The sequence below is a fragment of the Pseudomonas sp. 1L-E-NC-VB-C3 genome (assembly GCF_057291535.1).
On sequence record NZ_JBXAWD010000003.1, the window covers coordinates 344973 to 367440 of the forward strand.

21 protein-coding genes and 1 pseudogene are annotated in these 22468 nt (G+C 61.3%); 11 read left to right on the plus strand and 11 right to left on the minus strand.

Annotated elements, in window-relative coordinates; all coding sequences use genetic code 11:
- Positions 1-253: 253 nt before the first annotated feature.
- From AC0Z5Z_RS07075 to AC0Z5Z_RS07085, 3 genes are all read right to left on the minus strand, one after another.
- Entirely contained in the window at positions 254-1159 is a 906-nt protein-coding gene (locus AC0Z5Z_RS07075; protein WP_217851073.1) for a phasin family protein, read from the minus strand.
- 10 nt (positions 1160-1169) lie between these two features.
- A complete protein-coding gene (locus AC0Z5Z_RS07080; RefSeq protein WP_076565216.1) occupies positions 1170-1592 on the minus strand; it encodes a phasin family protein in 423 nt (140 codons plus the stop codon).
- A gap of 231 nt (positions 1593-1823) precedes the next feature.
- Positions 1824-2099, minus strand: a complete 276-nt coding sequence (locus AC0Z5Z_RS07085; RefSeq protein ID WP_056787308.1) for a polyhydroxyalkanoic acid system family protein — start codon at positions 2097-2099, stop codon at positions 1824-1826.
- A 154-nt stretch (positions 2100-2253) separates the two neighbouring features.
- On the opposite strand from AC0Z5Z_RS07085, the gene ubiE reads away from it, so the two are divergent.
- From ubiE to AC0Z5Z_RS07140, 11 genes and pseudogenes are all read left to right on the plus strand, one after another.
- A complete protein-coding gene (ubiE, locus tag AC0Z5Z_RS07090) occupies positions 2254-3024 on the plus strand; it encodes a bifunctional demethylmenaquinone methyltransferase/2-methoxy-6-polyprenyl-1,4-benzoquinol methylase UbiE (protein WP_016772069.1) in 771 nt (256 codons plus the stop codon).
- Positions 3024-3647 (plus strand): ubiquinone biosynthesis accessory factor UbiJ, encoded by a 624-nt coding sequence (locus AC0Z5Z_RS07095; RefSeq protein ID WP_122508488.1) that lies wholly within the window; start codon positions 3024-3026, stop codon positions 3645-3647. The genes ubiE and AC0Z5Z_RS07095 overlap by 1 nt, the downstream gene beginning before the upstream one ends.
- The gene (ubiB, locus tag AC0Z5Z_RS07100) at positions 3644-5248 is read left to right on the plus strand and encodes a ubiquinone biosynthesis regulatory protein kinase UbiB (protein ID WP_056787303.1); all 1605 of its coding nucleotides are present in this window, start codon (positions 3644-3646) and stop codon (positions 5246-5248) included. The genes AC0Z5Z_RS07095 and ubiB overlap by 4 nt, the downstream gene beginning before the upstream one ends.
- A gap of 120 nt (positions 5249-5368) precedes the next feature.
- Positions 5369-5770: a phosphoribosyl-AMP cyclohydrolase gene (gene hisI / locus AC0Z5Z_RS07105; protein ID WP_007899278.1), complete on the plus strand. Its 402-nt coding sequence runs from the start codon at positions 5369-5371 to the stop codon at positions 5768-5770.
- Entirely contained in the window at positions 5763-6095 is a 333-nt protein-coding gene (locus tag AC0Z5Z_RS07110) for a phosphoribosyl-ATP diphosphatase (RefSeq protein ID WP_003220849.1), read from the plus strand. Before hisI ends, AC0Z5Z_RS07110 begins: the two co-directional genes overlap by 8 nt.
- A 25-nt stretch (positions 6096-6120) precedes the next feature.
- Positions 6121-6402 (plus strand): twin-arginine translocase TatA/TatE family subunit, encoded by a 282-nt coding sequence (locus AC0Z5Z_RS07115; RefSeq protein WP_016772073.1) that lies wholly within the window; start codon positions 6121-6123, stop codon positions 6400-6402.
- 10 nt (positions 6403-6412) lie between these two features.
- Positions 6413-6856: a Sec-independent protein translocase protein TatB gene (gene tatB, locus AC0Z5Z_RS07120; RefSeq protein ID WP_150638019.1), complete on the plus strand. Its 444-nt coding sequence runs from the start codon at positions 6413-6415 to the stop codon at positions 6854-6856.
- On the plus strand, positions 6853-7644 hold the full coding sequence (gene tatC, locus AC0Z5Z_RS07125) for a twin-arginine translocase subunit TatC (protein WP_016772075.1): 792 nt from the start codon (positions 6853-6855) through the stop codon (positions 7642-7644). The genes tatB and tatC overlap by 4 nt, the downstream gene beginning before the upstream one ends.
- The gene (locus AC0Z5Z_RS07130; RefSeq protein ID WP_406228069.1) at positions 7641-8348 is read left to right on the plus strand and encodes a 16S rRNA (uracil(1498)-N(3))-methyltransferase; all 708 of its coding nucleotides are present in this window, start codon (positions 7641-7643) and stop codon (positions 8346-8348) included. Before tatC ends, AC0Z5Z_RS07130 begins: the two co-directional genes overlap by 4 nt.
- 321 nt (positions 8349-8669) lie before the next feature.
- Positions 8670-9614: pseudogene (locus AC0Z5Z_RS07135) on the plus strand (methyl-accepting chemotaxis protein); the annotation flags it as partial.
- A 141-nt stretch (positions 9615-9755) separates the two neighbouring features.
- Positions 9756-10469 carry a methyl-accepting chemotaxis protein gene (locus AC0Z5Z_RS07140; RefSeq protein ID WP_370593502.1) on the plus strand — a complete coding sequence of 238 codons (714 nt, stop codon included), beginning with the start codon at positions 9756-9758 and terminating at the stop codon, positions 10467-10469.
- Positions 10470-10722: 253 nt separating this feature from the next.
- Here AC0Z5Z_RS07140 and mdoH read toward each other — a convergent pair whose 3' ends face one another.
- The 8 genes from mdoH to AC0Z5Z_RS07180 all read right to left on the minus strand — a co-directional run bounded on the left by mdoH (position 10723) and on the right by AC0Z5Z_RS07180 (position 22460).
- Positions 10723-13293: a glucans biosynthesis glucosyltransferase MdoH gene (gene mdoH / locus AC0Z5Z_RS07145; RefSeq protein WP_073471586.1), complete on the minus strand. Its 2571-nt coding sequence runs from the start codon at positions 13291-13293 to the stop codon at positions 10723-10725.
- On the minus strand, positions 13286-15067 hold the full coding sequence (locus AC0Z5Z_RS07150; protein WP_162098724.1) for a glucan biosynthesis protein G: 1782 nt from the start codon (positions 15065-15067) through the stop codon (positions 13286-13288). The genes mdoH and AC0Z5Z_RS07150 overlap by 8 nt, the downstream gene beginning before the upstream one ends.
- Positions 15068-15372: 305 nt before the next feature.
- Positions 15373-15810, minus strand: coding sequence for a D-aminoacyl-tRNA deacylase (dtd, locus tag AC0Z5Z_RS07155; RefSeq protein WP_056787289.1), 438 nt, complete (start codon positions 15808-15810; stop codon positions 15373-15375).
- Complete coding sequence (gene pip, locus AC0Z5Z_RS07160; protein WP_056787286.1) at positions 15807-16778, minus strand: prolyl aminopeptidase; 972 nt, start codon at positions 16776-16778, stop codon at positions 15807-15809. The genes dtd and pip overlap by 4 nt, the downstream gene beginning before the upstream one ends.
- 245 nt (positions 16779-17023) lie before the next feature.
- Entirely contained in the window at positions 17024-17827 is an 804-nt protein-coding gene (gene hutG / locus AC0Z5Z_RS07165; RefSeq protein ID WP_150638010.1) for an N-formylglutamate deformylase, read from the minus strand.
- Between the two features lie 10 nt (positions 17828-17837).
- Complete coding sequence (hutI, locus tag AC0Z5Z_RS07170; RefSeq protein ID WP_150638008.1) at positions 17838-19043, minus strand: imidazolonepropionase; 1206 nt, start codon at positions 19041-19043, stop codon at positions 17838-17840.
- 244 nt (positions 19044-19287) lie between these two features.
- Positions 19288-20820 carry a histidine ammonia-lyase gene (hutH, locus tag AC0Z5Z_RS07175; protein WP_353188075.1) on the minus strand — a complete coding sequence of 511 codons (1533 nt, stop codon included), beginning with the start codon at positions 20818-20820 and terminating at the stop codon, positions 19288-19290.
- A 116-nt stretch (positions 20821-20936) separates the two neighbouring features.
- The gene (locus AC0Z5Z_RS07180; RefSeq protein ID WP_353188074.1) at positions 20937-22460 is read right to left on the minus strand and encodes an HAL/PAL/TAL family ammonia-lyase; all 1524 of its coding nucleotides are present in this window, start codon (positions 22458-22460) and stop codon (positions 20937-20939) included.
- Positions 22461-22468 lie beyond the last annotated feature (8 nt).

Here is a 22468-nt window from a genome sequence, read left to right on the forward strand (position 1 = left end):
CCGAAAAGCCCCTCACCCTAACCCTCTCCCGGAGGGAGAGGGGACTGATTGGGGGATGTTCGCGAGCTACGCCGACCTGAGCGAGCTTCTTTGAATCGATAATCGACTCGATTTGTTCAGGTCGACGTATGACGCAGGACACCTCGGTCGGCTCCCTCTCCTTGGGGAGAGGGCTGGGGTGAGGGGCCGCTTGGAATGCACAAACAAAAACGCCCGACCCTCACAGGCCGGGCGTTTTTGATTTGCCCTGAAATCAGGACTGACTGGATGGCGTCGACGGTGTCGATGCCGCAGTCGGAGTAGCTGCTGCCGTGGGTGCCGCAGCGGAGTTTGCCGCGTTGGCCAGAGCTGTTGGCGCAGTCGATGGCGCCTCAGCCGGTTTCGGCGCAGCGGCTTTCGGCGCGGCCGGTTTTTTCACTGCTGGCTTTTTCGCCGCAGCCGGTTTGGCCGCAGGCTTCGCAGCGGGTTTGGCGGCAGCAGTTTTCGCTGCTGGCTTGGCCGCTGGTTTCGCTGCAGCTTTAGCCGCAGGTTTTGCTGCCGCTTTGGTTGCCGGTTTGGCAGCGGCCTTGGCGGCAACCGGTTTGGCTGCCGCTTTGGCCGCGGGCTTGGCGGCCGCAGTTTTGGTCGCAGCTTTCGCAGCCGGTTTTGCTGCCGCTTTGGTCAGTGGCTTGGCTGCGGTTTTCGCCGCAGGTTTGGCAGCTGCAGTTTTACTGGCAGGTTTCGCCGCAGCGGTTTTTGCCGCCACAGGCTGCGCTTTCAGACCGGTGAGTTTTTCGATCTGCTTTGTCAGCGTATCGACCTTGGCGTTGAGCGCCTTGACCTCATTGCGGCTCGGCACACCCAGGCGCGAAATCGCGCTGTTCAGGCGCTTGTCGAAAGCCCCTTCCAGCTCGTCCCACTTGCCCAGTGCGCGATCTTTCACGCCGCTGATACGCGACTTGGCCGAGGAGGTCGAGTCCTCGACTTTCTTGCCGACGGCAGTCTTGGTGAGCTTCTCGGCTTTCTCGCCGTCTTTGACCAATGCATCGAAGAGTTTGCTGCCGTCAGTGTCGATCTTCGAGTACACGCCTAAACCAGCCAGCCAGATTTTGCGGGAGTAGGACTCGACCTTCCCGACCCACGAGCTGCTTTCTTTATCGGTGTTCTTTTTGCCAGCCATCCCGTTCTCCTTAAGATTTTCGCGCGACGCGTTCGAGCAATGCCGTCAGCTCATCGAGCTTAGCAGAGAGTGCCTCAACGTCATGTTTAGACGGAATGCCGATCCGATTCAAGGCGCTGGCCACACGGTTGTCGAAGGCCTTCTCGACCTTGTCGAGCTGAACTTCAACGCGACCCTTGAACGAGCTGACCTGAGTGGCCGCGTCATCGATCTCGGCGTTGGCCGCATGGAGTTTTTCGCTGACGGCTTTTTTGCCTTTCTTTTCAACAGTTTGACCGGCGGCTACGAGTTCTTGAAAGTACTCGCTGCCCTCTTGGCCGACCTTGGTGTAGGCGCCCAGGCCTGCCAGCCAGATCTTGCGGGCATAGGATTTGACGTCGCTCAGAGTGGAAGTCGGAGCGTCGATTTTTTTCTTCAAAATGACTTTGGCCATGGTGCACCTCACGCGCAGAAGGTTTGAGGAACTGCCGGACGAGTGTCGGGCTCAGGCACAAAGTAGGGAGAAAAATTAGAAAGGGCACCCTAACCAGCGGGAGCATCACAAAACAAATGTGGGAGCGAGCCTGCTCGCGAATGCGTCATATCAGCCAACATTTCAGTCAACTGATACACCGCTTTCGCGAGCAGGCTCGCTCCCACAGGGGACTGGATTTCAATCTGGAAATCAGGCCAGGGCTTTGTCGAGGGCTTTCTCGATCTCGGCTTTGATCATGCCGCTCATGGCCGACATCATCAGGCCCAGTTCGACGTCGACCCTGATCGAATCGTCCGCCACATGCACTTCGCCTTTCACGCCGGAGCGCTTGAGGTTCAGGGTGTCGCCCGACCACTGCGGCTCCAGGCCGTATTGTTCGTTGAGCTTTTTGGCCAGTTTGTCGGCCTTTTCGCGGGCGGCTTCCTTACCCAGGGTGTGGGCGCGCTCAACACTGATTTTGGCCATGGAATGACTCCTGATGATTGAATGGCTGACGTTGAATCTTGACCGCATCTGCGGCAAATCGTCCCGAAGGTTGCCCATCTTACCTTTAGCCATTCCAAGACAAAGCATGGCTTGGGGATTAGAATGTCGCGCATTCTCTTTTGGTGACAGCGATATGACTGATCAGCGCAAAGGCAGCGATGCCGAACCCACCACTCACTTCGGCTTCAAAAACGTTCCGGAAAGCCAGAAAGCGGAAAAAGTCGCTGAGGTTTTCCATTCCGTAGCCGCTAAATACGACCTCATGAACGACCTTCTGTCGGGCGGCATGCACCGTCTGTGGAAGCGTTTCGCGATCGAGCTTTCCGGCGTGCGCAGCGGCAACCGCGTACTCGACATCGCTGGTGGCACCGGCGACCTGACCCGCAAGTTCTCGAACCTCGTCGGCCCGACCGGCCAGGTCGTGCTGGCCGACATCAACGAGTCGATGCTCAAGGTCGGCCGTGATCGTCTGCTCGATCTGGGCGTTGCCGGCAACGTCGAATTCGTCCAGGCCGACGCGGAAAAACTGCCATTCCCGGACAACCATTTCGACTGCGTGACCATCGCCTTCGGCCTGCGCAACGTGACGCACAAAGAGGACGCGTTGCGTTCGATGCTGCGCGTGCTCAAGCCTGGCGGCCGCCTGCTGGTGCTGGAATTCTCCAAGCCGACCAACGCGCTGATGTCCAAAGCCTACGACGCCTACTCGTTCGCCTTCATGCCGCTGATGGGCAAGCTGATCACCAATGACTCGGAAAGCTATCGCTACCTGGCCGAATCGATCCGCATGCACCCGAATCAGGAAACCCTGAAGTCGATGATGGTCGAGGCCGGTTTCGACCGCGTGACCTATCACAACATGACCGCAGGCATCGTCGCCCTGCACCGCGGCATCAAACCCTGATGTTGCTCACCGGGCTGCTCGCCAGCGTCGAACTCGGCCTCAACCGGGTGCTGCGTCTCGACAGCACGGCGCTGCCGCGCCTGGCGCATCTGACCGGCAAGGTGATTGCCGTCGACTGCCGCAACCCGGCGCTGCAACTGTTCATCCTGCCCAGCGACGAAGGCTTGATGCTCGCCTCGCAGTGGGCAGCGGATGTCGATTGCACGTTGCGCGCACCGGCCTCGAGCCTGGTGAAACTGGCCCTGAGCAAGGACAAGACCGCCGTGCTGCACGCCCCGGAAGTCGAGCTCGATGGCGACAGCGGCGTGCTGCTGGAGCTGGCCGGCGTACTGCAGGATCTTGAGCTGGACTGGGAGTACGAACTCTCGCGCTGGCTCGGTCCGGTCGCCACGCAATTGCTCGGCGGCCATCTGCGCAGCCGCGCGCGCTGGTATCAACAAGGATTTGCCAGCCTCAACCAGAATCTTGCCGAATACCTCGCCGAAGAATCACGCACCCTTGTCGGGCAGCGTGAAGCCGAAGCGCGATTCAGCGAACTGGACCGGATCAAACTCGATCTGGAACGACTCGAGGCGCGTTTCGAGCGCCTTTCCCGATCCCTCGACCCAAGCGATAACGCATGAAGCTGCTTGCCGTCCGCCGTCTGTTGCGCATCCAGCGCGTCGTGATCCGCTACCGCCTCGATGACCTGCTGTTCGATCTGCCGCTGCCCTGGTTCCTTCTGGCCGTGCGCTTTTTGCTGCCGTGGCGCTGGCTGCCGCGCAAGCCGCTGGAACTCAACCGTGGTGCGCGCTTGCGTCTGGCGTTGCAGGATCTGGGGCCGATCTTCATCAAGTTCGGGCAGATTCTTTCGACCCGCCGTGACCTGCTGCCGGAGGACATCGCCGATGAGCTGATGCTGCTGCAGGACCGCGTGCCGCCGTTCGACTCGCAGCTGTCAATCAAGCTGATCGAAGAACAGCTGGGCAAGAAAATCAGCGAAGTGTTCAGCCGTTTCGACGTCGCCCCGCTGGCCTCGGCCTCGGTGGCGCAGGTGCATGCGGCGCAGCTCAAAAGCGGCGAAGAAGTCGTGGTCAAGGTCATTCGCCCGGGCCTGAAACCGATCATCGCGCAGGATCTGGCGTGGCTGTTCATCCTCGCCCGCGCCGCCGAGAAGTTCTCCGCTGACGCGCGCCTGCTGCACCCGGTCGATGTGGTGCAGGACTACGAAAAAACCATTTACGACGAACTCGATCTGTTGCGCGAGGCGGCCAACGCCAGCCAGTTGCGCCGCAACTTCGAAGGCTCGCAGTTGCTTTATGTACCGCAAGTCTATTGGGACTGGTGCCGGCCGAAAGTGCTGGTCATGGAGCGCATCTACGGCATCCAGGTCACCGATCTGGCGACCCTCGCTGACCAGCGCACCGACATGAAAATGCTCGCCGAGCGTGGCGTGGAGATTTTCTTCACTCAAGTGTTCCGCGACAGCTTCTTCCACGCCGACATGCACCCGGGCAACATTTTCGTCAGCACCGTCAATCCGTGGAGCCCGCAATACATCGCGATCGACTGCGGCATCGTCGGCAGCCTGACCCCGGAAGACCAGGACTATCTGGCGCGCAACCTGTTCGCCTTCTTCAAGCGTGACTACCGTCGTGTGGCGCAACTGCACATCGATTCGGGCTGGGTGCCGGCGGAAACCAAACTCAACGAATTCGAAGCGGCGATTCGTACCGTGTGCGAACCGATCTTCGAAAAACCGTTAAAAGATATTTCATTTGGCCAGGTATTGATGCGCCTGTTCCAGACCGCACGCCGCTTCAACATGGAAGTGCAGCCGCAACTGGTGCTGTTGCAGAAGACCTTGCTGAACATCGAAGGCCTCGGTCGTCAGTTGTATCCGGATCTGGATCTGTGGAACACCGCGCAGCCGTTTCTCGAGCGCTGGATGCGCGAACGCGTCAGCCCGAAAGCCTTGCTGGGCAACGTGCAGAGCCAGCTGGAGCAGATTCCGCACCTGTCGAACATGGCCCGCGATCTGCTCGAACGCATGTCGCAACCCCACGCCAAAGACCCTCCGCCGCCGTGGCACAAACGCAAGGACGACTGGTTCCTGCGCCTGCTCGGCTGCGCGCATCTGGCCGGCGGCGCGATCCTCGCAGCGGGTGGTCCGTTGACCGAGTGGGCGCACTGGCCCGCCGGAATCATGATCGCGGTCGGTTTGTATCTGGTCGTTCGCCGATAGCACGATTGAGCTGCAAGTTATAAGCTGCCAGCTTCAAGCTTGACGCTACAGGCACGCCGCAACGTGCGTTTACTTGCAGCTCGAAGCTCATGGCTTGCTGCTGCTTTTCGAGATTTGACGATGAAAAACTGGCTGGACGAGATCAAGTGGGATGCTGACGGCCTGGTGCCGGCGATTGCCCAGGATCACAAGACCGGGCGCGTATTGATGATGGCCTGGATGAACCGCGAAGCGCTGGAACTGACCGCTGCGGAGAATCGTGCAATCTACTGGTCACGTTCCCGTGGCAAGCTGTGGCGCAAGGGCGAAGAGTCCGGCCATGTGCAGACCCTGCATGAAATGCGTCTGGACTGTGACGCCGACGTGATCATCCTGATGGTTGAACAGATCGGCGACATCGCCTGCCACACCGGCCGTCAAAGCTGCTTTTACCGGGTCTTCGAAAACGGCGACTGGAAAACGGTCGATCCGGTACTGAAAGACCCGCACGCTATCTATTCCGCAGGACACACACATGAGTGACACCCTGACCCGCCTCGCTCAGGTACTTGAAGAGCGCAAAGGCGCAGCCGCCGACAGTTCGTATGTCGCCAGCCTGTATCACAAGGGGCTGAACAAGATTCTGGAGAAAGTCGGCGAAGAGTCGGTCGAAACCATTATTGCCGCCAAGGATGCCGCGATCAGCGGCGATTGCAGTGATGTGATCTACGAGACCGCCGACCTGTGGTTCCACAGCATGGTCATGCTCGCCCAACTGGGGCAGCATCCGCAGGCCGTGCTGGATGAACTGGACCGTCGCTTCGGCTTGTCCGGACACGTCGAGAAAGCCTCGCGTCCGTCCGCCTGAACAACTTTTAGAGAGGAATCGCCACATGGGCATTTTTGACTGGAAACACTGGGTCGTCATTCTGATTGTCGTGGTGCTGGTGTTCGGTACCAAAAAACTGAAAAACCTCGGCACCGACGTTGGCGAATCGATCAAGGGCTTTCGCAAAGCCATGAACGACGACGAAAAACCGGCCGAACCGAGCGTGACCCCGCCAGCCCAGCCAGTGCCACCGGTGCAGCCGCAAACCACCGCTCAGGCCAACCCGCCGCACACCATCGACGTGCAGGCGCAGAAAGTCGAAGAGCCGATCCGCAAAGACGTGTGAGCACTGACTAATGTTTGGTATCAGCTTCTCTGAACTGCTGCTCGTCGGCCTCGTCGCCCTGCTGGTGCTCGGCCCCGAGCGTCTGCCGGGCGCGGCGCGCACCGCCGGTCTGTGGGTCGGCCGCCTGAAGCGCAGCTTCAACGCGATCAAACAGGAAGTTGAACGTGAAATCGGTGCCGACGAGATCCGTCGGCAACTGCACAACGAACATATTCTGTCGCTGGAGCAAGAGGCGCGGAAGATTTTCAATCCGAACCAGCAGGAGCCGACGCCGGTCGAGCCTGTGGGCGAGCAGACGATTCACAGCGCTGCCGCTCCGACTCCTGCACCTGTTGTAACACCGCCAGGACCGGCGCCGATTACCACAGACACATCGGTTGAACCCGTAGCGCCCTCCGCCGCGCCGACTACACCAGCGCCTCAAGACCCTACACTGCCGCCGCGAGCCCCATGAGCGATCTTCCGGAAAACGACCAGCACATGCCGCTGGTTTCGCACCTCACCGAGTTGCGCACCCGCCTGCTGCGTTGCGTGGCGGCGATCTTCATTATCTTTGCCGGGCTGTTCGCGTTCACCCAGCAGATCTACACCTTCGTCTCGACGCCGTTGCGCCAGTACCTGCCGGTCGGCGCGACGATGATCGCCACAGACGTGTCGTCGCCGTTCCTGACGCCGCTGAAGCTGACCATGATGGTTTCGCTGTTTCTTGCGATTCCGGTGATCCTGCATCAGATCTGGGGCTTTATCGCGCCGGGCCTGTACAAGCATGAAAAACGCGTCGCGGTACCGCTGCTGATCTCCAGCATCCTGCTGTTCTACATCGGCATGGCGTTCGCCTATTACTTCGTCTTTCCATTGATCTTCAAATTCTTCGCCGCTGCCACCCCGGCCGGCGTGGAGATGATGACCGACATCGCCAGTTACCTCGATTTCGTCATGACGCTGTTCTTCGCTTTCGGCGTGGCGTTCGAGATTCCGGTGGCCGTGGTCCTGCTGGTGTGGATCGGCGTGGTCGACGTCAAATACCTGAAGAAGATCCGCCCGTACGTGATCATCGGCTGCTTCGTGGTCGGCATGATCCTGACCCCGCCGGACATCTTCTCGCAGACCCTGCTGGCCGTGCCGATGTGGATGCTGTTCGAGATCGGCATCCTCTTCGGCGCGCTGGTCAGCAAGCGCGAACGCCCGGACGAAACCCCGGCCGACGACCACAACGACCAGCCGCCAGCGACTCAGGCATGAACCTGCTGCTGCTCGAAGAGGCCGACTTCATTGCGGCCGACCGCGTGATCCTGCGCGACCGGCGCCTGACCCACATGCAGGAAGTGCATCGCTCCGAAGTCGGTGACAGCCTGCGCGTCGGGCGCATCAACGGACTGATGGGTTCGGCTGAGCTGCTGCGTCTGGAAGCGGGCGAAGCGGAGCTGCGCGTCAGCCTCGATCAGCCACCGCCGGCCAAGCTGCCGCTGACCCTGGTGCTGGCCCTGCCCCGGCCGAAAATGCTGCGCCGCGTGTTCCAGACCGTCGCGACCATGGGTGTGGCCAAGGTGATTCTGGTCAACAGCTATCGCGTGGAGAAAAGCTTTTGGCAGACGCCGTTTCTGGAGCCGGAAGCGATTCGTGAGCAGTTGATCCTCGGGCTCGAACAGGCTCGCGATACGGTGTTGCCAGAGATCGTCATCGAAAAGCGCTTCAAGCCTTTCGTTGAGGATCGGCTGCCGGCGATCAGCGCGGGCACCCTCGGCCTGGTCGGGCACCCCGGCAACTTCCCGCCCTGCCCGCGCGCCCTGAGCGAACCGGTGACCCTGGCCATCGGCCCCGAGGGTGGCTGGATTCCCTACGAAATCGATCTGCTGGCCAAATCCGGCCTGCAACCGGTGCAACTGGGCGAGCGCATCCTGCGCGTCGAAACCGCCGTCACCGCCCTGCTTGCACGCCTGTTCTAGCGCGACACCGATCCTGTGTAGGAGCTGCCGAAGGCTGCGATCCTTTGATCTTGTTCAAAAGCAAGATCAAAGGATCGCAGCCTCGTTGCACTCGTCAGCTTCTACAAGCCCCTACAGTCGCAGACAAGTGGCGTTACAGATTGCCACCACCCAGCCGATACAACCCCTATAAGTCCAATTAAGTGGTCCGAAGGGAGTGGTCGCATGTACCGTTGGTTAGCCGAGAGTCTTGGAAACGTCAGCGTCAAACGCAAGCTGGGCATCGGGTTCGGCCTGGTGCTGTTGCTGACGCTGTTGATCACTTTCACCGGCTGGACCGGCATGAGCGGCATCATCAGCCGTGGCGACAAGCTCGGCTTCATTTCCAGCCTCAATGAGCTGACCAAAGACCTGCGCCTGGCGCGCATGGACTACGACATGCGTCGTGGTGAACAGGGTCCGGGCGCGGTCAATGAATTGCTCAGCAAACTCGAAAGCGGTTTGCAATCGGCACGCGGCATGATCGAGCAGCCGTCGGATGTGGCAATGGTCGATCAACAGCTTGCTGCGGTCGCCGAATACAAACGCGCTTTCGGCGAAATGACCCAGGCCACCGTGCACCGTGAAGATGCGCGCAGCAAGCTTGGCGCCAACGCTGACAATGCTGTGGCCAAGGTCGGCGAAGTCGAAAGTGCGCTGCTGCAAGGCGACAGCGTTGCGCAGTACAACGCTGTCATCGAGCTGAGCAAACTGTTGCAGCAGGCGCGCTATCAGGTGCGCGGCTACACCTACAGCGGCAAGGCCGATGCCGAGCAACCGGCGCTGACCGCCATCGACAACGCCTTGAAGAACCTCGAAAGCCTGCCGACCCGCGTGCCAGAGCAGCACATCGCCAACCTGCAGCAAGCCACCGATTCGCTCAAGGCTTACCGCGCCGCCGTCGCTCAGTTCCGCGATTCGCAGGTCAAGAACGCCGCCGCACTGGCCAACATGTCGGCTCAGGGCGACATCCTGATCGCGGCCAGCAAGAAGCTCACCGAATCGCAAACCGTGGTGCGCGACACCGATGCCGCCCATGCCAAGAACATGCTGCTGATCGCCACTGCGCTGGCGCTGGCCTTCGGTCTGATTGCCGCTTGGGCGATCACCCGACAAATCATCATTCCGCTGACCCAGACTCTGAAAGTGGCCGAGCGCGTGGCCGCCGGTGACCTGACCCACAACCTGGTTTCCCTGCGTCGCGATGAGCTCGGGCAATTGCAGCGCTCGATGCAAAGCATGACCCAAGGCCTGCGCGAGTTGATCGGTGGCATCAGCGACGGCGTCACGCAGATCGCCAGCGCCGCTGAAGAACTTTCGGCGGTGACCGAGCAGACCAGCGCCGGGGTCAACAATCAGAAGGTGGAGACCGATCAGGTCGCCACCGCCATGAACGAGATGGCCGCCACCGTGCAGGAAGTCGCACGCAATGCTGAAGAAGCCTCAGAGGCCGCTGTCGCCGCTGACCAACAGGCCCGTGAAGGCGACAAGGTCGTCGGCGAAGCCATCGCCCAGATCGAGCGTCTGGCAATCGAGGTGGGTCACTCCACTGAAGCCATGGGCGAGCTCAAGCGTGAAAGCGACAAGATCGGCAGCGTCCTCGACGTGATCAAGTCTGTCGCCCAACAAACCAACCTGCTGGCCCTCAACGCTGCCATCGAAGCGGCCCGTGCCGGGGAAGCCGGACGTGGTTTCGCCGTGGTTGCCGACGAAGTGCGCAGCCTCGCCCAGCGCACCCAGAAGTCCACCGAAGAGATCGAAGAGCTGATCGTCGGTCTGCAAAACGGCACTCAACAAGTGGCGACGATCATGGACAACAGCCGCAGCCTCACCGACAGCAGCGTCGAACTGACCCGGCGTGCCGGTGGCTCACTGGAGAGCATCACCCGCACCGTCTCGGCGATTCAGGCGATGAACCAGCAGATCGCCGCCGCTGCCGAGCAGCAGAGCGCCGTGGCCGAAGAGATCAACCGCAGCGTGCTGAACGTGCGCGATGTGTCGGATCAAACCTCGGCGGCGAGTGAAGAGACCGCTGCGTCCAGCGTTGAACTGGCGCGGTTGGGCACGCATCTGCAGATGCTGGTGGGCCGCTTCAAAGTCTGAGTTGATGCACGACTGCGGTTCGCCTGTAACCGAGGTGATGCCATTCGCGAGCAGGCTCGCTCCCACAGGGAAACGCATTCCAAGGTGGGAGCGAGCCTGCTCGCGAAGGCAGCGGCGCGGTCTGCGCGTCGTAGGTAACGGGCGCGCCAATTTGGCGACGGATGCTTTGCACTGGCTTTAGGTTTGATCGGTGTTTGTTCGCAGCTCAACAGCGGACATAAAAAAACCCCGCTGAATCAGCGGGGTTTTCTCATCAGGCCGGCTGAGCCTGCAGGCTCACCGGTCGCAGCGGCAGCAACGGCGCGTGCGGATCGGCTTTCACCGAAGCGCGCCAGGCGTCCAGCCACTCGGCGTGACCTTCGGCCCAGACCTGCTCGTGCAGGCGTGCCAGTGCGACAGGGTCGCTAAGCAGTTGCAGGCGATCATGGTTGTTCAGCCCGGCCGGGCCGACCTTGATCGCGTGACGCACACGTTCCTGACGCAGCCACTCGATCGGCTCGGCCTGGCCGTGACGCGAGGTCGCCAGCGAGCACGCCAGGGCGTTCTGCTGTGGATCGACCACGGCGCGGACGAAGCCGTCGTTGAGGGCGTGATAGCGGTTCTCGTGGGTGTACTGATCGGTTGCCAGCAAGGCCTGTGGCGGATTGTATTCCTCAGGGATGAGGAACAGGCTCTCGTCACGGGTCTTCAGGCCCAGGCCGACACGGCTGGAGATCACCGATACCGGGATCGACAGCATCAGCGAACCGACGATCGGCACCAACCACCAGAGGAAGCTCGGGTTCAGCCAGATCACCAGCAGCGCCCACAAGAAGCCCAGCAACGTCTGCGGACCGTGGCGCTTGACCGCTTCGCTCCACGGCGTCGAGTCGTCGTCACGCTGCGGCGAGTTCCAGGTCGCGGCCCAGCCGAGGAACGCGGCGAGGACGAAGCGGGTGTGGAAAATCATCCGCACCGGCGCCAGCAGCATGGAGAACAGCATCTCCAGCAGCATCGACAGGGTCACCTTGAACTTGCCGCCGAACTCTTTCGCGCCCTTGGCCCAGATCAGGATGATGCTCAACAGCTTCGGCAGGAACAGCAGCACGATGGTCGTCGAGAACAGCGCGATGGCCTTGTCCGGGTGCCATTGCGGCCACAGCGGATAGAGCTGGCGCGGTTCGAGGAAGTACTGCGGCTCCATCAGCGTGTTCACCGCCAGCAGCGCGGTCGACAACACCAGGAAGAAGAACCACAACGGCGCCGACAGGTAGGACATCACGCCGGTGAGGAACACCGCGCGGTGCACCGGGTGCATGCCCTTGACCAGGAACAGGCGGAAGTTCATCAGGTTGCCGTGGCACCAGCGACGGTCACGCTTGAGCTCGTCGAGCAGGTTCGGCGGCAACTCTTCGTAACTGCCCGGCAGGTCGTAGGCAATCCACACGCCCCAGCCGGCACGGCGCATCAGCGCAGCTTCGACGAAGTCGTGGGACAGGATCGCACCGGAGAACGCGCCTTTGCCCGGCAACGGCGCCAGGGCGCAGTGGTCGATGAACGGCTTCATGCGGATGATCGCGTTGTGCCCCCAGTAGTGCGATTCACCCAACTGCCAGAAGTGCAGGCCGGCGGTAAACAGCGGGCCGTACACGCGGGTCGCAAACTGCTGCATGCGCGCATACAAAGTGTCCATGCCCGACGCACGCGGCGCGGTCTGGATGATCCCGGCGTCCGGCGTGGCTTCCATCAGGCGCACTAGACTGGTCAGGCACTCGCCACTCATCACCGAGTCGGCGTCGAGCACGACCATGTACTTGTAGTCACCGCCCCAACGACGGCAGAAGTCGTCGAGGTTGCCGCTCTTGCGCTTCACACGACGGCGACGACGGCGATAGAAGATCTTGCCGAAGCCTTTGGCTTCGCGGCAGACATCCAGCCAGGCCTGTTGCTCGGCGACGCAAATATCGGTGTCGTTACTGTCACTGAGGACGAAGAAGTCGAAGCGATCCAGATCACCGGTGGCCGCTACCGATTCGAACGTCGCACGCAGACCGGCGAATACGCGCGGCACGTCTTCGTTGCAGATCGGCATTACCAGTGCCGTACGCGCATCTTTCGGAATCGGCTCGTTACCCGCGCTTTTCCCGGAGATACGATATTTATCGTGGCCAGTGAGCAACTCGAGGAAGCCCATCAGCGCGGTCCAGAAACCCGCCGACACCCAGCAGAACAGAATCCCGAACAGAATCAGGATGCTGGTTTGCAGTGCGTAAGGCAGCACTTGCGTGGCGGTTTGCAGCAGCGGCTGATGCAGGACTTCTTCCAGATCGACGAACGACCAGCCCTGGTACGGCATGATGCCTTTCATGTACCAGCCGGCAACGATGGTCTGGCCGAGCATCAGCAGCAACAGAATGTAGCGACGGATCGAGCCGACCGTGCGCCAGCGCGCGGCCGGCAGGACGTTGGCGTCCTTCGGCGGCTGCGGCGGGTTGGTGCGCCCGGTCAGACGGCGCCAGCCACGCACCAGAATATTGGTGCGCCATGGCTCCGGCACGACCTTGGTGCGGCGGATTGGCGGGGTCGCCTTGAGGCTGACCCGACCGCTGGCATCGAGCACCAGCATCTCCGCTTCAGCCAGTTCTTCGGCAGTGCTCAGGGTCAGACGCTTGCCCACCGAAGCCTGGGCGGCTTCGGCAGGGGCGTCGAATGTCGAGGACGACAGGCGTTCATGCAGCTCGCTGAACGACTGGCAACCCGCGAGTTCCGCGCGTTGCTCGTCGGTCATCGGCAGATGCGCCAGATACTCGGACAGAGTCTCTGGCTGTACTGGTGAATTACTCATCGGCAGGCAACTGATAGCTCCAGGTCTCGGTCAGGACTTCTTCAGTCGGCGCCGATTCCGGTGTGGCTGGGGCCGCGTCGGCAGCGACTGGCTGCTTGGCGTCTTTGTTGGCCTTGTCCTTGGCGTCGGCTGCAGGCTTGGCTTCAGCCTGTTTGGCTTCGGCGGCCTTGGCTTCCTTGTCGAGTTTTTCCTGTTGCTTGGCGGCAACCTTGTCAGCCTTGGCGACCGACGAATTGGAGGCCGGGACCGATTTGCCCAGATCCGCGGTGACCACTGGCTGAACCAGGGCGGCACGCATTTCGGTCGCTTTGCTCGGGTCCTTGATCTTCATCCGCAGGGTCAGGCGCCAGCCCTTGGTTTCCGGGTTGTAGCGCACGCTGTTCTCGACCAGTTCGGCGTTGTCACCGACGCTGACCTGACTGCGCACGTCGGCATCCGGCGTCAGTGCCGCCAGCGATGGACCTTCGAAGTCGACCAGATAGGCAACGCTGCCGTCGGGCTGACGGATCAGGTTCGATTGCTTGACGTCACCGGTCGAACGCAGGGTCTGTGCCACCCAGGCGCTATCCGGTGCATGGAGTGCTGCTTCGTCCATGGTCCAGTGCATGCGGTAGGCGAAGTCCAGCGGCTGGCCTGGCTCCGGCATTTTTTCCGGGCTCCAGAACGCAACAATGTTGTCGTTGGTTTCGTCAGCGGTCGGAATCTCTACCAGATCGACAGTGCCCTTGCCCCACTCGCCCTTCGGCTCGATCCAGGCACTTGGGCGCTTGTCGTAGCGGTCGTCGAGGTCTTCGTAGTGGCTGAAATCACGGCCACGCTGCAGCAGACCGAAACCACGCGGGTTCTCGACGCTGAAGTTGCTCACAGCCAGATGTTTCGGGTTGTTCAGTGGGCGCCAGATCCACTCGCCGTTGCCGGCATGAATCGACAGACCGCTGGAGTCGTGCAGTTCACGACGGTAGTTGAGGACTTTCGACGGCTGGTTGGCGCCGAACAGGAACATGCTGGTCAGCGGCGCGATGCCAAGTTTGCCGACCTTGTCACGCAGGAACATCTGCGCCTTGACGTCGACGATGGTGTCGCTGCCCGGACGCAGGATCAAACGGTAGGCACCAGTGGCACGCGGCGAGTCGAGCAGAGCAAAGATCACCAGGTGCTTGTCGCCCGGCTTGGGCTGCTGAATCCAGAACTCGCGGAAACGCGGGAACTCTTCACCCGACGGCAGCGCGGTATCGATCGCCAGACCACGGGCCGACAGACCATAGGTGTGGCCCTTGCCGACGACGCGGAAGTAGCTCGCGCCGAGCATGGTCATGATCTCGTCTTGCTTGTCGGCCTTGTTGATCGGGTACAGCACACGGAAACCGGCATAACCCAGTTGCTCGGTGGCTTTCGGATCGAATTTCAGATCGCCGAAATCGAAGCGGCTCGGATCGTATTTGATCTCCGAGACGGTATTGGTGGTGATTTCGTTGATTTTCACCGGTGTATCGAAGTGCATACCCTGGTGATAGAAGGAGAGCTTGAACGGCGTCTTCTGATCGGCCCACTCAGCCTTTTCGGTGAGGAAGCGGATCTTCTGGTAATCCGCGAACTTCATTTCGCGGAATTCGTTCGGCAGGTTGCTGCGCGGGGCTTCGAACTTCTGCCCGGCCAGCTCTTTGGCCTTGGCCGATACGTCGTCAAGATTGAACGCCCAAAGCTGACCGGCGCTGAGCAGGCACAGGAGCGCCGAACCCGCTACCAGAGCACTTCGCATGCGTTTGGCAGACATTTTTGCTGCATTACAGGGACTAACAATCACGAGCAACCCTCGCCGAAAACAGATCAATAAACCAACGGCCAGCTATCTTTATGCCAGGTTGGCGAGCATTGTTCCGACTCCGCCGGGGCAAAATGATTCCCCAATCGGATCCAGACAAGTCTCTACCTAAGTCAAAACGGATCAACGAATGTCGATCCCCGCAGCGCGCGATTATCTAGTAGCCCGGATGACAACGCATCAGGGGTAACAAAGTATTTATCGCGAAAACAGCCTAAAAACAGTCGAAATTTCCGAAAAAGGTGTTTCAGGCACTGTCAGGTCTGTAACAAAAAGGTAACCGGGCCATCGTTGACCAGGTGCACCTGCATATCGGCGCCGAATCTACCTGATGCCACAGTGCCATGCACCTGTTTCGCCTGGCTCAATAAATAGTCGAACAATTCCTCACCCAGTGCCGGCGGTGCGGCCGTGGAAAAGCTCGGGCGCAGGCCGCTTTTGGTGTCGGCGGCAAGAGTGAACTGAGAGACCAGCAGCAACCCGCCACCCACATCCGCCAGGGACAGATTCATCTTGCCCTCGGCGTCACTGAATACTCGATAGTTAAGCAGCTTATGCAGAAGTTTGTCGGCGCTGGTACGCGTATCGTCGGGTTCTACCGCGACCAGCACGAGCAAACCCTGATCGATTGCGCCGACTACCTCGCCGGCGACCTCTACCCGCGCGCCGCTTACGCGTTGTAACAGCGCCTTCATGCTTCTTCGAGTGGCAAGTCGAGCAGGCGCTGGGCCATTTTGCTCGCCGCGCGCACCAGCGCATCGGTGATGCCTGGCTCGGACGCGGCGTGGCCGGCGTCGCGGATCACCTGCAATTCGCTGTTCGGCCAGGCCTGGTGCAATTCCCAGGCATTGTCGAGCGGGCAGATCACGTCGTAGCGACCGTGAATGATCACGCCGGGCAGATGAGCGATCTTGCCCATGTCGCGGATCAGCTGGTTCGGCTCAAGGAAGGCGTTGTTGGTGAAGTAGTGGCATTCGATCCGCGCAATCGACAGCGCGCGCTGCGGCTCGGAGAAACGATCGACCACCAGCGGGTTCGGCCGCAGGGTCGCGGTACGCCCTTCCCAGGTCGACCACGCCTTCGCTGCATGCATCTGGGCGATCTGGTCGTTGCCGGTCAGGCGTTTGTGGAAAGCACTGAGCAGGTCGTCGCGCTCGTCCAGCGGGATCGGCGCGATGTAGTCCTGCCAGTAATCCGGGAATAGACGGCTGGCGCCGGCCTGATAGAACCATTCGATTTCCTGCGGACGGCAGAGGAAAATCCCGCGCAGAATCAGACCATGGACCCGCTCCGGGTGGGTTTGCGCGTAGGCCAGCGCCAGGGTCGAACCCCACGAGCCGCCGAACAGCACCCATTTTTCAATGCCCAGGTGTTTGCGGATGCGCTCAAGGTCTTCCACCAGATCCCAGGTGGTGTTGTTTTCCAGGCTGGCGTGCGGGGTGGAGCGACCGCAGCCGCGCTGGTCGAAGGTGACGATGCGATACAGATTCGGATCGAAATAGCGTCGGCTCTGGGCGTCGCAGCCGGCGCCGGGGCCACCGTGGATGAATACGACCGGCAATCCTTCCGGCGAGCCGCTTTCATCGACGTACAGCGTATGGGTGTCATCGACAGCCAGATCGTGCCGGGCGTGAGGTTTGATCTGCGGAAACAAAGTCTGCATTGCGCGCTCCGTAAGGGGTCGAGGTCATCCCTGGGGGGACTCGTATTATTCTGCCGTTGGGCATCATAAACCCGATTTGCGTCAATGAGCATGCTCCGGGGCCTGATCGTTCCCACGCTCTGCGTGGGAACGCCTCTTGGGACGCTCCGCGTCCAGTGACGCGGAGCGTCACGGGCTGCATTCCCACGCAGAGCGTGGGAACGATCAAACGGACGCCTTCGCGAGCAGGCTCGCTCCCACAGGGGTTAGGCGCTGTAGTGAGATTTTGCCCAGGCCAGATAGCCCTGCAGCAATTCCCTGAGCACCACCCGCGTCGGCTCGGCCAGGTCAGCGCGGTAGCGGAACGGTTCGAACTCTTCCATGTAGGTGGACTGGCACAGTTCCAGCTGCACGGCGTGGATGTTCTGCGCCGGATCGCCGTACTGGCGGGTGATGTGCCCGCCCTTGAACCGACCGTTCAGCACATGGGTGAACTGCGCGTGCTGCGCACAGATCGCTTCCAGTTGACTGGCCAGTTGCGGATCACAACTGGCGCCATTGAACGTGCCGAGGTTGAAGTCCGGCAGCTTGCCGTCGAACAGGTGCGGGATGATTGAGCGGATCGAGTGCGCATCGAACAACAGCGCGTAGCCGAATTCGGCTTTCAGTCGCGCCAGTTCCTCCTGCAAGGTGCGGTGGTACGGCGTCCAGATCTGCTCCAGGTATGTTGCGCGCTCCTCTTTCGACGGTTCCAGACCTTCCTGAAACAACGGAATGCCGTCGAACAACGTCGCCGGATACAACCCGGTGGTCGCCCCGGCATACAACGGCTTGTCGTCGGACGGCCGGTTGAGGTCGATGACGAAACGCGAATACTCGGCAGCCAGGGTGCTGGCGCCCAGTTCCTCGGCAAAATCGTAGAGCTGCGGGATATGCCAGTCGGTGTCCGGCAAACTCTTCGCGACGGGGATCAACCCGGCTTCGACCGCCGGGGTCAGACGCACGCCGGCGTGGGGCATGCTGATCAGCAGCGGCACGCGACCTTGTTTGAAACTCAGAACCTTGTCCACAACCGCCCTCCTAGAAATTCGATTCGACGCCGTGACGCACGACGCGCTTGTCCAGATCGCCACCGAGCCAATAGGCCAGATCCGCCGGACGCTCGATGTCCCACGCCACGAAATCAGCGACCTTGCCGACCTCCAGCGAGCCGTGGGTATCGGCCATGCCCAACGCCTGCGCGGCATGAAGGGTCGCCCCGGCCAGGGCTTCTTCCGGAGTCATGCGAAAACAGGTGCAGGCCATGTTCAGCATCAGGCGCAACGACAGCGCTGGCGAGGTGCCGGGGTTGAGGTCGCTGGCGATGGCGATCTTCACCTTGTGCTTGCGCAGCGCTTCCATCGGCGGCAACTGGGTTTCGCGCAGGAAATAGAACGCGCCGGGTAGCAGCACGGCAACGGTGTCGGCAGCGGCCATGGCGATCGCGTCGTCCTCGTCCATGAACTCCAGGTGATCGGCGGACAAGGCTTTGTAGCGCGCGGCGAGGCTGGAACCATGCAGCGAGGACAATTGCTCGGCGTGCAGCTTCACCGGCAGTCCGAGTTGTTGCGCGGCGACGAAGACCCGCTCGACCTGCTCCGGCGAAAACGCCAGGTATTCGCAGAACGCATCCACGGCATCGACCAAACGTTCGGCGGCGAGGGCCGGAAGCATCTGCTCGCAGACCAGATCGATGTAATCGTCGGCGCGATCCTTGTACTCCGGTGGCAACGCGTGCGCCGCCAGGCAAGTGCTGCGCACGCTGATCGGCAGCTCTTCGGCCAGACGCCGGATGACCCGCAACAGCTTGCGCTCGTTGGCCAGATCGAGACCGTAGCCCGACTTCATTTCCACCGTGGTCACGCCGTCGCGCATCAGGCTTTTCAGGCGTTTGACGGCGCTGGCGAACAACTCGTCTTCGCTCGCTTCACGGGTGGCGCGCACCGTGCTGGCGATGCCCCCGCCCTGCGCGGCGATCTCGGCGTAGCTGACGCCTTGCAGACGCTGCTCGAACTCGCCGCTGCGGTTGCCACCGAACACGGTGTGGGTGTGGCAGTCGATCAGACCGGGGGTGACCCACGCACCCTGCAAATCATTGACCGCCGGGTATTCGCCGGACGGCAATTGAGTGCGCGGGCCGATCCACTCGATCAGCGTGCCGGACGTCACGATCGCGGCATCCTCAATGATCGAATAGGCGCCGTTGGCCATGGTTGCGACGTGGCAGTGTTGCCAGAGGGTTTTCACTGTTGGCCTCCGTTTGGGTTTGTATGGTGAGCAGCCTCAAAAGCCCCTCACCCTAGCCCTCTCCCAGAGGGAGAGGGGACTGACCGTGTTGTTCCGTCGAGATATGCCGACCTGAAATTTCTCAGCCGAACTCACGTTGCGAAAACAATGAAGATCGGCTCCCTTCCCCCTCTCCCCCTTGGGGGAGAGGGCTGGGGTGAGGGGGATCGATTTCACTAACAATACAAATCTCCCCGTAAAGCGCTTACAAACTAGGCAACAACTGCCCAGCAACAAGCTCGGTCAGACACCGCGACGCCAGCAATTCAGTCGCCGCATTGATGTCCGGGGCAAAGAATCGGTCCTTCTCATAGAACGGCACTTGCTTGCGCAAAATCGCCCGCGCCTGTTCCAGCTTCGGTGAGGTCTTCAGGCCGTTGCGCAGATCCAGGCCCTGCACTGCCGCCAGCCATTCCACGGCGAGAATGCCGCGAGTGTTCTCGGCCATTTCCCACAGACGCTTGCCCGCCGCCGGGGCCATCGACACGTGATCTTCCTGGTTGGCCGAGGTCGGCAGGCTGTCCACCGAATGCGGATGGGACAATGCCTTGTTTTCGCTGGCCAGTGCTGCCGCAGTTACTTGCGCGATCATGAAGCCGGAGTTCACACCACCGTTAGCGACGAGGAACGGCGGCAGTTGCGACATGTGCTTGTCCATCATCAGCGAGATGCGCCGCTCGCTCAGCGAGCCGATTTCAGCGATGGCCAGGGCCATGTTGTCAGCGGCCATGGCTACCGGTTCGGCGTGGAAGTTGCCGCCGGAAATCACGTCGCCTTCAGCGGCGAATACCAGCGGGTTGTCGGAAACCGCGTTGGCTTCGACCGCCAGCACTTCAGCGGCCTGGCGGAACTGGGTCAGGCAGGCGCCCATGACTTGCGGCTGGCAGCGCAGCGAATACGGGTCCTGGACCTTGTCGCAGTTCTGGTGCGAGGCGGAGACTTCGCTGCGCTCGCCGAGCAGATCGCGATAAGCCGCAGCGGCGTCGATCTGTCCTCTCTGCCCACGCGCGGCATGAATGCGCGCGTCGAACGGCGAGCGCGAACCGAGCACGGCTTCTACGGTGAGACTGCCCAGCGCCACTGCACCGGCAAACAGATCTTCGCCTTCGAACAGGCCGCGCAGGGCAAACGCTGTGGAAACCTGAGTACCGTTGAGCAGCGCCAGACCTTCTTTAGCCGCTAACGTCAGCGGCGCCAGGCCGGCGACTTTCAGTGCTTCGGTGGCTTCAAGCCATTCGCCCTTGTAGCGCGCCTTGCCCTCGCCCAGCAGCACCAGCGACATGTGCGCCAACGGCGCCAGATCCCCCGACGCACCGACCGAACCTTTCAGCGGAATGTGCGGATAGACCTCGGCATTGATCAGCGCGATCAGCGCGTCGATCACCTGCCGACGGATGCCGGAAAAACCACGGCTGAGACTGTTGACCTTGAGCACCATGATCAGTCGCACAAGGTCATCGCTGATCGGCTGGCCGACGCCGGCAGCGTGCGAGAGCACCAGCGAACGCTGCAGGTTCTCCAGGTCTTCGCTGGCGATGCGCGTCGAGGCCAGCAGGCCGAAACCGGTGTTGATGCCGTAGGCGGTGCGGTTCTCGGCGAGGATCTGTTCGACGCAGGCGACGCTGGCCTCGATCTGCGCGCTGGCGCTGTTGTCGAGGGTCAGTGTGACCGGGTTCTGATAGACGTCACGCAGTTGGGCCAGGCTCAGTTGGCCGGGGATCAGATTCAGCGCAGTCATTAAAATGCTCCTGTCAGGCATTGTTATTAACTACCAGTCGCTCCGGAGCATTCCGTTATCCGTCGTTTCTCGTCTTGTGAACGATCCACGCCTTGGCACGCTGGTATGGGTAGTTGTCAGTGCAAATTCGGTAGAACGTTGTGCGGCAGATTCGGGTCTTTCAGCACGGTCGCAGCGGCAGCGATATCCGGCGCCAGCCAGCGATCCTGATCGTAGGCGGGGACCGTTTCGCGCAGCAGTTTCCACGCGCGGTCAGTGCCCACGCCAAAGCGCTGTTCCTTGAGGAATTCAAACGCCTGCGCCGCCAGCAGGTATTCAATCGCGAGGATCTGCGTGCAGTTTTCCAGCGCGCGATGCAGCTTCAGCGCGGCGTTGGTGCCCATGCTCAGGTGATCTTCCTGCAGGCCCGAGGTGATGTAGTTGTCGAGTACCGCCGGTTGCGCCAATTGACGGTTTTCCGCACACAGCGAGGCGGCGACGTATTGCACGATCATCATCCCCGAGTTGACCCCGGGATTGGCCACCAGAAACGCCGGCAGACCGCTGACGTGCGGATTGACCAAACGGTCCAGACGGCGCTCGGCAATCGAGCCGATTTCGGCCATGGCAATCGCCAGCAGATCCGCCGCCATCGCCACGGATTGACCGTGCGGGTTGGCCTGCGACATCACCCGGAAATTGTCCGGTGTGCCGAGCAGTAACGGGTTGTCGGTGCAGCCGTTTAGTTCGGCTTCCACCTGTTTGATTGCGTGCTCCAATTGATCACGCGCGGCGCCATGCACCTGCGGGATCGAGCGGATGCTCAGCGCGTCCTGAGTGCGAACGCCTTTGCTTGCGGCGATCACTTGGCTGCCATCGAGTAATGCACGCAGATTTTCGCCGACCTGCTGCATGCCCGGATGCGGCTTGAGCGCAATGATCTCGGCATCGAAGGCATCGATCTGGCCGCGCTGGGCTTCGAAACTCATCGCACCAATGACATCGGCCCATTGCAACAGCCGCGTAGCATCGGCAATCGCCAGGCAACTGAGGCCGGTCATGCAGGGCGTGCCGTTGACCAGACACAAGCCATCCTTCGCGCCGAGCTGCACAGGTTGCAGGCCCTCTTCGGCCAGCGCCTGTTGCGCCGAAATGATCTGCCCGCGATAACTGACATTGCCAACGCCGAGCAGCGCGATGCCGATGTGCGCCATGTGCGTCAGGTAACCCACCGAACCCTGCGACGGCACCTGCGGGGTGATGCCGCGATTGAGCAGCGCCAGCAGCCCTTCGACCACACGCCGATGCAGGCCTGACTTGCCGTGGCTGTAGTTGTGGATCGCAGCGCAGATGATTGCGCGGGTCTGCTCGTCGCTGAGCACCGGGCCGACACCGCAGGCATGGCTGAGCAAGGTGTTGCGCGAGAGTTGGCTGAGCTGTTCGTCCTGCAGCGAGAGGTTGGACAGACCGCCCAGACCGGTGTTGACGCCATAGGCGCGCTCGCCACTGGCGACGATGCGCTGGACGATGGCCTGAGCATTATCGATGCGCGCCCAGGTTTCGCTGGACAGTTCCAGCAGCGCACCGTGCCGGGCGACGGCGACCACGTCCTGCCCACGCAGAGGGCTGCCTGTGATAACGATTTTTTCAGCCTGGGACATCTCTAACC

Coding starts and splice junctions, on each gene's coding strand:
- mdoH (WP_073471586.1), bottom strand. CDS start 13,293: ATGAGTAATTCACCAGTACAGCCAGAGACTCTGTCCGAGTATCTGGCG.
- AC0Z5Z_RS07180 (WP_353188074.1), bottom strand. CDS start 22,460: ATGTCCCAGGCTGAAAAAATCGTTATCACAGGCAGCCCTCTGCGTGGG.
- AC0Z5Z_RS07110 (WP_003220849.1), top strand. CDS start 5,763: ATGAGTGACACCCTGACCCGCCTCGCTCAGGTACTTGAAGAGCGCAAA.
- AC0Z5Z_RS07130 (WP_406228069.1), top strand. CDS start 7,641: ATGAACCTGCTGCTGCTCGAAGAGGCCGACTTCATTGCGGCCGACCGC.
- tatC (WP_016772075.1), top strand. CDS start 6,853: ATGAGCGATCTTCCGGAAAACGACCAGCACATGCCGCTGGTTTCGCAC.
- tatB (WP_150638019.1), top strand. CDS start 6,413: ATGTTTGGTATCAGCTTCTCTGAACTGCTGCTCGTCGGCCTCGTCGCC.
- pip (WP_056787286.1), bottom strand. CDS start 16,778: ATGCAGACTTTGTTTCCGCAGATCAAACCTCACGCCCGGCACGATCTG.
- hisI (WP_007899278.1), top strand. CDS start 5,369: ATGAAAAACTGGCTGGACGAGATCAAGTGGGATGCTGACGGCCTGGTG.
- ubiB (WP_056787303.1), top strand. CDS start 3,644: ATGAAGCTGCTTGCCGTCCGCCGTCTGTTGCGCATCCAGCGCGTCGTG.
- dtd (WP_056787289.1), bottom strand. CDS start 15,810: ATGAAGGCGCTGTTACAACGCGTAAGCGGCGCGCGGGTAGAGGTCGCC.
- AC0Z5Z_RS07085 (WP_056787308.1), bottom strand. CDS start 2,099: ATGGCCAAAATCAGTGTTGAGCGCGCCCACACCCTGGGTAAGGAAGCC.
- AC0Z5Z_RS07095 (WP_122508488.1), top strand. CDS start 3,024: ATGTTGCTCACCGGGCTGCTCGCCAGCGTCGAACTCGGCCTCAACCGG.
- AC0Z5Z_RS07115 (WP_016772073.1), top strand. CDS start 6,121: ATGGGCATTTTTGACTGGAAACACTGGGTCGTCATTCTGATTGTCGTG.
- AC0Z5Z_RS07140 (WP_370593502.1), top strand. CDS start 9,756: ATGAACGAGATGGCCGCCACCGTGCAGGAAGTCGCACGCAATGCTGAA.
- AC0Z5Z_RS07150 (WP_162098724.1), bottom strand. CDS start 15,067: ATGTCTGCCAAACGCATGCGAAGTGCTCTGGTAGCGGGTTCGGCGCTC.
- ubiE (WP_016772069.1), top strand. CDS start 2,254: ATGACTGATCAGCGCAAAGGCAGCGATGCCGAACCCACCACTCACTTC.
- AC0Z5Z_RS07075 (WP_217851073.1), bottom strand. CDS start 1,159: ATGGCTGGCAAAAAGAACACCGATAAAGAAAGCAGCTCGTGGGTCGGG.
- AC0Z5Z_RS07080 (WP_076565216.1), bottom strand. CDS start 1,592: ATGGCCAAAGTCATTTTGAAGAAAAAAATCGACGCTCCGACTTCCACT.
- hutH (WP_353188075.1), bottom strand. CDS start 20,820: ATGACTGCGCTGAATCTGATCCCCGGCCAACTGAGCCTGGCCCAACTG.